Origin of the sequence: Microbacterium enclense (assembly GCF_004022425.1) — a bacterium.
Classification (GTDB): Bacteria; Actinomycetota; Actinomycetes; order Actinomycetales; family Microbacteriaceae; genus Microbacterium; species Microbacterium enclense_A.
Genome location: NZ_RBZY01000031.1, coordinates 39,308 through 47,043 on the forward strand (window position 1 = coordinate 39,308; position 7,736 = coordinate 47,043).

The following is a 7,736-nucleotide window of genomic DNA, read 5'->3' on the forward strand; positions in this document are numbered from 1 at the left end:
ACGCGTGCCCGTCAGTCCCGACGCTCCGTGAGCGCCACATTCGCGGTCGACGTCACGGCGCCTGCTGTCACGGTGACCGTCGAACTCTTGCAGGACTCGTCGAAGCGGGAGTGCAGCGGAACCCACTCCGGCACCGAAGCGCACACGCGATAGGTGCCGGCGGGAACAACCATCGCGAACGCCCCTGGGGCGCCCGAGGACGAGAGTGCGCTCGTGAGCACCGTGCTCCCGCCGAGCGTCTTGACCGTCACCCGCACATTCGTCATCCAGACGTTTTCGCCGCCGGCCAGAGTGGCCTTCACCCGACCCGTGAGCACCCCGCCCGCGGACAGCCTGATGGTGGGCGCCGTCACCACTGATCCCGCTTTCACCGGCAGCGGGGTCGCCGTGCCCTGCGTGAGCGCATCAGAGATCCACTCCGGGGCGAACACCGACCCGGTACGGTCCGAGATGACGGATTCGCTGCCGGACGCGCCGGCCTGGACACGGTACGAGCCGCTGGGAACGTCGGAGAGGTCGTACCGCCCGCGGGAGTCGGTCACGGTCTGGAGGTCGCCCGTGCTGCCGCCGTCGCGGACGATGCGCACCGGCGTCCCCGCCACGGGCGCTCCGGTCTCGGCATCCACCACGACGCCCTTCACCCGCGCGGGCGCTTCGAAGGCCATGTCCTGTGTCTGCGAGCCACTCCTCGCCACCACCGTGGCGGCGACGATGCCCGTGGTTCGGCTGGCCGACACCGTGTACGTGCGCCCGGGGGCGAGCATGCTCGGGAACGAGTACCGCCCGTCGGCCCCGGTCGTGACGTTCTTGCTGTCGACGTAACCGCCGTCCGCCCGCTTCTCGACCAGGGACACGGATGCACCGGGCACGCCGGCACCGTCGGCTCCGGTAACGGTGCCGACGAGGCTGCCCTTACCGGCAGCGACGGCGACGTTCGCGATCGCCGCACCGCCGCTCGCGACGACCACCTTGCGGGCGGTCGCGCTCGTGCCCCCGAACCACGCGACCGGCGCCGACGGCGTCACGATCCGCACCGTGTACGACCCGCTCTTCAGGGCCGGGAAGCTGTAGGCGTAGGTCTTGTCCATGGTGCGTTGAACGCTCGCGGAGTAGCTGCGACCGTCCGTGGACTCGGCGTATACGTAGACATTCGTCACCGAGGTGATACCGGTGACCGTTCCTCTGAGACCTCCCGAGCCCGCAGGAACGTCCGTCACTGTTCCGACGTCGACGTGGGCACCGGCTCCGACGGTGATCCCCGGCGCCGCCGTCGGGTCCTCGTTCGAGCCGGACGACGCCAGGACCGCGTAGACGCCGGGTGCCAGGCCCGGGAAAGCGAAGCTCTGGCCCGGTGAGGTCCAGTTGGAGGCCACCCACGTCCAGGTGCCGCCCGCCGCCCGCCAGAGCGAAAGGCTGCCCGACTGCTGCGTCGGCGCGAGCGTCCCCGTGATACTGCCGGCCCGGAGCACGGTGAGATTCTTCTTCACCGACGCGGTGCCCACCGAGAAGTAGTCCGCCTCTGGCGCGGAGGGCGCCCCATCCGCCCAGGTCGCGGCGTAGGTATCGCCCGCCGGTCGGACCAGGATCGTGTACGTGCCGCGCGGGATGTTCCGCAGGACGTAGGCGCCGGTCTTGCCGATCGGCGCCGGCATACCGACGGCACCGGTCGATGAGTACAGCACGACGGTGCCCCCGCTCATCGCCGCCCCCGTATCCGAGGCCGTGACGAACCCGCTGATCGATCGGCCGGCCAAGCGGATGTCGACGGTGGTCGACCGGCCCGGCGAAACGGTCTGGAAGGTTGTGGCGACGGGGAACTCGGAGCCATTGGCGTAGGTCAGCCCCGACGGTCCCACGACGCCCACTGCCACGTCGCCCGCGGGCAGTGCGCGCACCACGTACACGCCCGCCCCGTCGGTGTCCGCGGTCCCGAGGTCGGCGCCGGCTCGGTTCGTGATCCGCACCTGCGCCCCGACCAGAGGTGCGCCGTCTGCGGAGCGCACAGTGCCGGTGACGGTCGCGCCCGAGGTGAGAGTTGTCGCCAGGGAGGTGCGGACCTGTCCGGCCGCGAGCGTGAAGCCCGTCGCAGTCGTCCGATCGGGGGTGTCCTTCCACCATTCGCCGAGCAGCGGCGAACCGGTGGGCGGCTCGAATTGCAAGGTGTAGGTCGCCGGGCTCAGGTCGCTGAACGTGTACGCACCGGTGCTGTTCGTCGTGACGGACGTCCGCCACACCCAGGTGGTGCCGCTGCGGGCGTAGATGGTCACGCGCGCTCCGGCCACGCCCGCTCCGGCGGCGTCGCGAACGGAGCCGCTCACCGCCCCGGCCCGGTCCAGAGCGGCATTCACGTTCGTCAGGCCCTGTCCCGCCGTCAGCGTCAGCGAGTCCGCCGACCAGTACTCCGCCTTGTCCGTGTACCACTCGGACAACACTCCGGAATTGTGCGGGCTGGAGAACTGCAGGCGGTAGCTGCCCGCCGGGAGGCCTCGGAGAACGTAGGTCCCGTCCGATTTGAGACCGGCGGATGCCACGTAGCTCATCTGCGGGCCGTAGGCGGTGACGCGATACTCCATCGAGTCGACTGTCATCCCCGCCGGAAGGGTCACACGTCCGGCTACGCTGCCCCCGGCCGCAAGTGCCGCGTCAACACCCGAAACGGTCTGGCTCGTCCCGACGGGGACCGGTGTCGATTCCGAGTACGTCGTGGCGTCGTCGTAATACTCATCGATGAGTCCCCAGTCGTCGGGAGCCTGGAACGAGACCCGATAGCGTCCGACGGGGAGCCCCCGCAACGCGTAGGTGCCGTCCGCGGAGACGGTGGCTGAGAACCACGACGACGAACCGCCGCCTTCGAGGTACGCCGAGACCTGGATGCCGACGCCGTTGGAGCTGCGCGGAGTTCCGGCCGGTACCGTCACCGTGCCGGTGATCGTGCCGCCGACCGCGAGCGAGGCGTTGACGTCGGACAGGCTCTCGCCGTTGGTCACAGTGATCGGCACGGCGTCGGGGTACCGCGCCGCGTCGTCGTACCACTCGGGAAGGAGGGCGGAATTCCACGGCGGCTGAAACTTCACCCGATACGTCCCGGCAGGCAGGCCGGTGACTGCGTAGGACCCGTCGGAGGCGATGGGGGTCGACCTGAACGAGGCGTATTCGCTCGTGTAGAGCAGCACGGACCCGCCGAACAGCGAGGACCCTGCGGGCGCGGTCACCCGCCCGGCGATCGAGGCTCCTGTGGTGAGAGTGGCGTTGATCCCGGTGCGTTTCTGTCCAGGTGTCAGGTCGACCGGCGTGGCGGAGGCGAAGTCCGGCTTGTCGTTCCACCACTCGGACCGCAGGCTCGACGGCGACATGGCGGAGAAATAGACACGGACACTGCCACTCGGCAAACCGCCGACCGAGTAGGTGCCGTCGACGGCGACGTTGGCGTACGCGACTGTGCTCTGCGTTGCGTCGTAGACCTGGATGCTGACGTCCGACGGCGACGAGCCCGAGGGTACCGTCACGCGACCCGAGAGGGACGCGCCGCGAGCGAGCGTTGCATCGATACCGCTGCGGGTGGCACCGGTCGCCACCGTCACCGGCTTCGCGGAGGTGTAGTTTCCGGCATCGTCGTACCACTCGTCCAACAGCCCCGACGCGTTGTCGGCGTCGAACCTCAAACGGTAGTCACCGGCACGGAGCCCTTTGAGGCGATACGTGCCATCGCGGGAGACGTAGGCGTCGCGGACCCAGTTCTGTCCTTCGGCGTATGCCGAGACGCGAATCGTCCAGTCGTCGATCGTGATCCCGTTCGGCACCGACACACGTCCCGTGATGACTGCGCCCGTGGCGAGGGTGGCGTTGATGCCCGTGCGCTTCTCTCCTGCAACGAGCGTGATCGCGTCGGCGGAGGAGAACGCCGCCTCGTCGTCGAACCACTCATCCACGAGACCGCTGTCGGAGCTCCCGCTGAACTGCAGGAGCACCGCTCCCGCGGGCAGCGACCCCACCGCATACGAACCGTCCTCAGAGACGCTGGTGGAGCCGAGCCAATTCTGCGTCGCGTCGTAGGCGGCGACGAAGACGGAGCTCGCACCGCCCGGCGTCCCTCGAGGGACGGTGACCACACCCGAGATGGATGCCGCCTTCGCCAACGTGACGTCGACACCGGTCCGGTTCGCTCCCGGGAGGAGTTCGACCCGATCCGCGGAGTAGCGGTCCGACTTGTCGCTGTACCACTCGTCGAGCAGACCACTGCCCGGATCGACATCGAACTGGATGACGTAGGAGCCGGCCGCGAGCCCGGCGAGGGTGTACTTCCCCGTCGAGGCGGCCGTCGTGGACGCGACCTGGTTCCAGAGGTCGCCCGATGCGTAGGCGCGGATCGTCACCCCGCTCGTCGGTAGCGTCGACCCGTTCGGTACCAGGACACGACCCGAGATCGACAGGGTCTGCGGCGCGCCCGTGGGCGTCGGCGACAGGGTCGGACTCGGCGTCGCGACCTTCGTCGGGCTGGGTGTCGGGGTCGGCGTCCGGGAGGGGGTCGGGGAGGGTGTCGCCGTCTTCGTCGGGCCCGCTGACGGAGTGGACGTGCGCGCAGGCGTCGGGGAGGCGATTGCCGCCTTCGTGGGGCTGGGTGACGGACTGGACGTCGACGTCGGCGACGGACTCGAGCTCGACACGACCGACGGCGTCCTCGTGGGCTGTTCTGCCGACGCTGCGGGGGCGACCCCGATACCGAGCGACACAGCGAGCGTGAGTGCGACAGCGCCGGAAATGTAGCGTCGCGCGCGCGCGAGCGAAGACGTGGTCATGTTCCCCCCAATACGGCACACGCCGAACTCGCAGCACCCCTGCGACGAGTGATTCGTGGTCTCGGGCGACCACGCGCTATTCCTACCACAGCGGCGTGGTCACCTGTGAAAAACCTGAGCGTGCTGAGCGGTCGCGGTGTCTCCGGGCGGCGGCCTACCTTGGACCGACGCGCATCGAGCACCTCGCACCCGGTGAGATCTTCGTCTTCGGCTCCAACGGAGGCGGTGCGCACGGTGGCGGCGCAGCAGGCTTCGCCCACGACCGTTTCGGGGCCATCTGGGGTCAGGCTGAGGGGCTGCAGGGACAGTCGTACGGGATAGACACGATGTCCGGCCTGTCGGTTCTCGAGCGGCAGGCGAAGCGGTTCGTCGCGTTCGCAGCAGACCACCCCGAGCTGCGGTTCCTCGTCACCGAGCTCGGTTGCGGAATCGCCGGGTACCGGCCCGCTGACGTCGCTCCGTTCTTCACGGGCGCGGGGGAGAACGTCGTGCTTCCGGCGTCGTTCCGGGAAATCCTGCTCGAGGACTGACGGCGCCCTTATCGTGTCCGAAGACGAGTCGTCCGGCAGCGGAGGGTGTGCGACGCAGCTTCACCTGATGCCACCGGCGGCAATGACGCCGGAAGAACTGGCGGATGCCATCGGCGCGACGCCACGACTGCGGATCCCCGGCACGATCCTCGACCCGCGAACCGTCAGCGTGATGGCGTGGCCGAAGGGAACGGCGCTGGTCCTCGCACTGGACCACTTCTCGCAGGAGTACGTGCCGTGAGGGCGCGCTCACGATTAAATGTGGAGGGGATGACGGGAATCGTCCCCACCGCCCCTCCACGCGCCGCTGCGCGTCGCGCGGAGCCTCCGGCGGCGTGGGCCCACCCGAAGCGCGTCGGTTCCGACGGCATCCACGCGAAAGGTCCGACACACCGGCTGGGCCGGCCTGTCGGACCTGTGGAGGGGATGACGGGAATCGAACCCGCACCATCAGTTTGGAAGACTGAGGCTCTACCATTGAGCTACATCCCCGCGGCGGCGAACCGCAGCGTCGACAACTCTACTTCACGCCCGACGGTGTCACGAACACCGGCGTTGCCAGGACAGGGGATGCGCTCGGAACAGGCTGATCACCGCCGAAACGGCCTGTGCTCGTGGCATCCGCCTGTTCTCGCGTCCGCAGACGCCGTCCGCGCCACGGCACACGGCATCCGATCGACTCCCAGAACGGCCCCCGCACGTCGATCGACTAGACTTTCAGGGGTCGTTTCGTCGAACGCGTGCTGCGCGTCACCCCGGGGCGTAGCTCAGCTTGGTAGAGCGCCCGCTTTGGGAGCGGGAGGCCGCAGGTTCAAATCCTGTCGCCCCGACGCAACGGCCCCACAGACCACAGGCCTAGCCGGCCCCCGCGTGCGCGCGGGCCACACGAGGAGAACACACCGCATGGTCAACAGCACCGTCGAGAAGCTCAGCCCGACCCGGGTCAAGCTCCACATCACGGTCTCGCCCGAAGAGCTCAAGCCGAGCATCGCGCACGCCTACGAGCACATCGCGCAGGACGTGCAGATCCCCGGCTTCCGCAAGGGCAAGGTGCCGGCGCCGATCATCGACCAGCGCATCGGCCGCGGCGCGGTCATCGAGCACGCCGTCAACGAGGGTCTCGACGGGTTCTACCGCCAGGCCGTCGAGGACCAGGAGCTGCGCGTCATCGGACGCCCCAGCGCCGAGATCGTGGAGCTGCCCGAGCTCAAGGACTACTCCGGCGATCTCATCGTCGACGTCGAGGTCGACGTCCGTCCCGAGTTCGACCTCCCCGCCTACGACACCATCACCGTGACCGTCGACGCGGTCGAGGCCGACGAGGCGGCGGTGGATGCCGAACTCGACCGCCTGCGTGCCCGCTTCGGCACGCTCGTGACCGTCGACCGTCCCGCCGCGAAGGGTGACTTCGTCGAGCTCGATCTCGTCGCCACCATCGACGGCGCCGAGATCGACCGCGCCGAGGGCGTGTCCTACGAGGTCGGCTCCGGCGAGCTGCTCGAGGGCATCGACGAGGCGATCGACTCGCTCACCGCCGACGAGCAGACCACGTTCCGTTCGAAGCTGGTCGGTGGCGACCACGCCGGGGAAGAGGCCGAGGTCTCCGTCACGATCACGGCTGTCAAGGAGCGCGAGCTGCCCGAGGCCGACGACGACTTCGCGCAGATGGCATCCGAGTTCGACACCCTCGCCGAGCTCCGCGCCTCGCTCGCCGAGCGCGTGTCCGAGCAGTCGGTCTTCACGCAGGGCGCCGCCGCGCGCGACAAGTTCGTCGAGGCGCTCATCGAGGCCGTCGAGATCCCCGTGCCGCCGCAGCTCATCGAGGACGAGGTCCACACGCACCTCGAGGGCGAGAACCGCCTCGAGGACGACGTGCACCGCGCCGAGGTCACCGAGGCCAGCGAGAAGCAGTTCCGTACCCAGATGATCCTCGACAAGATCGCCGAGGACGCCAACGTCCAGGTCTCGCAGGACGAGCTGACGCAGTACCTCATCCAGTCGGCCGCGCAGTACGGCATGGCGCCGCAGGAGTTCGTCAACGCGCTGCAGCAGGGCAACCAGCTGCCCGCGATGGTCGGCGAGGTCGCCCGTAACAAGGCGCTCGCGATCGCGCTCGGCAAGGTCACCGTCGTCGACACGAACGGCAAGCCCGTCGACCTGACCGGCTTCGTCGCCGTCGAGGGCGAAGAGCCCACCGACGCCGAGGACGAGGTCGCGGAAGAGGCCCAGGAGATCGCGGACGCCGCCGCCGACGCGGACGCCGTCGTCGAGGCCGAAGAGGCCGCCGCCGAGGAGGCCCCCAAGAAGGCCCCCGCCAAGAAGCGCGCTCCGGCCAAGAAGAAGGCCGCCGACAGCGAGTAAGCCTCGTCCGGTACGACGGAGGGGGTGGATGCCATGGCATCCACCCCCT

The 7,736-nt window shown here is 69.1% G+C and carries 5 protein-coding genes and 2 tRNA genes; 5 read left to right on the forward strand and 2 right to left on the reverse strand.

The window, feature by feature from the left end:
- Positions 1-11 precede the first annotated feature (11 nt).
- Positions 12-4,373, reverse strand: coding sequence for a carboxypeptidase regulatory-like domain-containing protein (locus D8Y23_RS09895; protein WP_164878194.1), 4,362 nt, complete (start codon positions 4,371-4,373; stop codon positions 12-14).
- A gap of 73 nt (positions 4,374-4,446) precedes the next feature.
- On the opposite strand from D8Y23_RS09895, the gene D8Y23_RS16795 reads away from it, so the two are divergent.
- From D8Y23_RS16795 to D8Y23_RS16800, 3 genes are all read left to right on the forward strand, one after another.
- A complete protein-coding gene (locus D8Y23_RS16795) occupies positions 4,447-4,764 on the forward strand; it encodes a hypothetical protein (protein WP_164878195.1) in 318 nt (105 codons plus the stop codon).
- A gap of 127 nt (positions 4,765-4,891) precedes the next feature.
- Entirely contained in the window at positions 4,892-5,326 is a 435-nt protein-coding gene (locus D8Y23_RS09900; protein WP_240663859.1) for an A1S_2505 family phage non-structural protein, read from the forward strand.
- A 67-nt stretch (positions 5,327-5,393) separates the two neighbouring features.
- Entirely contained in the window at positions 5,394-5,567 is a 174-nt protein-coding gene (locus D8Y23_RS16800) for a hypothetical protein (protein WP_164878196.1), read from the forward strand.
- A 177-nt stretch (positions 5,568-5,744) separates the two neighbouring features.
- Here the strand turns inward: D8Y23_RS16800 and D8Y23_RS09905 are convergent.
- Positions 5,745-5,818 (reverse strand) — tRNA-Gly (locus D8Y23_RS09905).
- A gap of 264 nt (positions 5,819-6,082) precedes the next feature.
- Between D8Y23_RS09905 and D8Y23_RS09910 the strand changes: the two genes are divergently transcribed.
- Both D8Y23_RS09910 and tig read left to right on the forward strand, forming a co-directional pair.
- A tRNA-Pro gene (locus D8Y23_RS09910) sits at positions 6,083-6,156 on the forward strand.
- A 73-nt stretch (positions 6,157-6,229) separates the two neighbouring features.
- Positions 6,230-7,687, forward strand: a complete 1,458-nt coding sequence (gene tig, locus D8Y23_RS09915) for a trigger factor (RefSeq protein WP_128217977.1) — start codon at positions 6,230-6,232, stop codon at positions 7,685-7,687.
- Positions 7,688-7,736 lie beyond the last annotated feature (49 nt).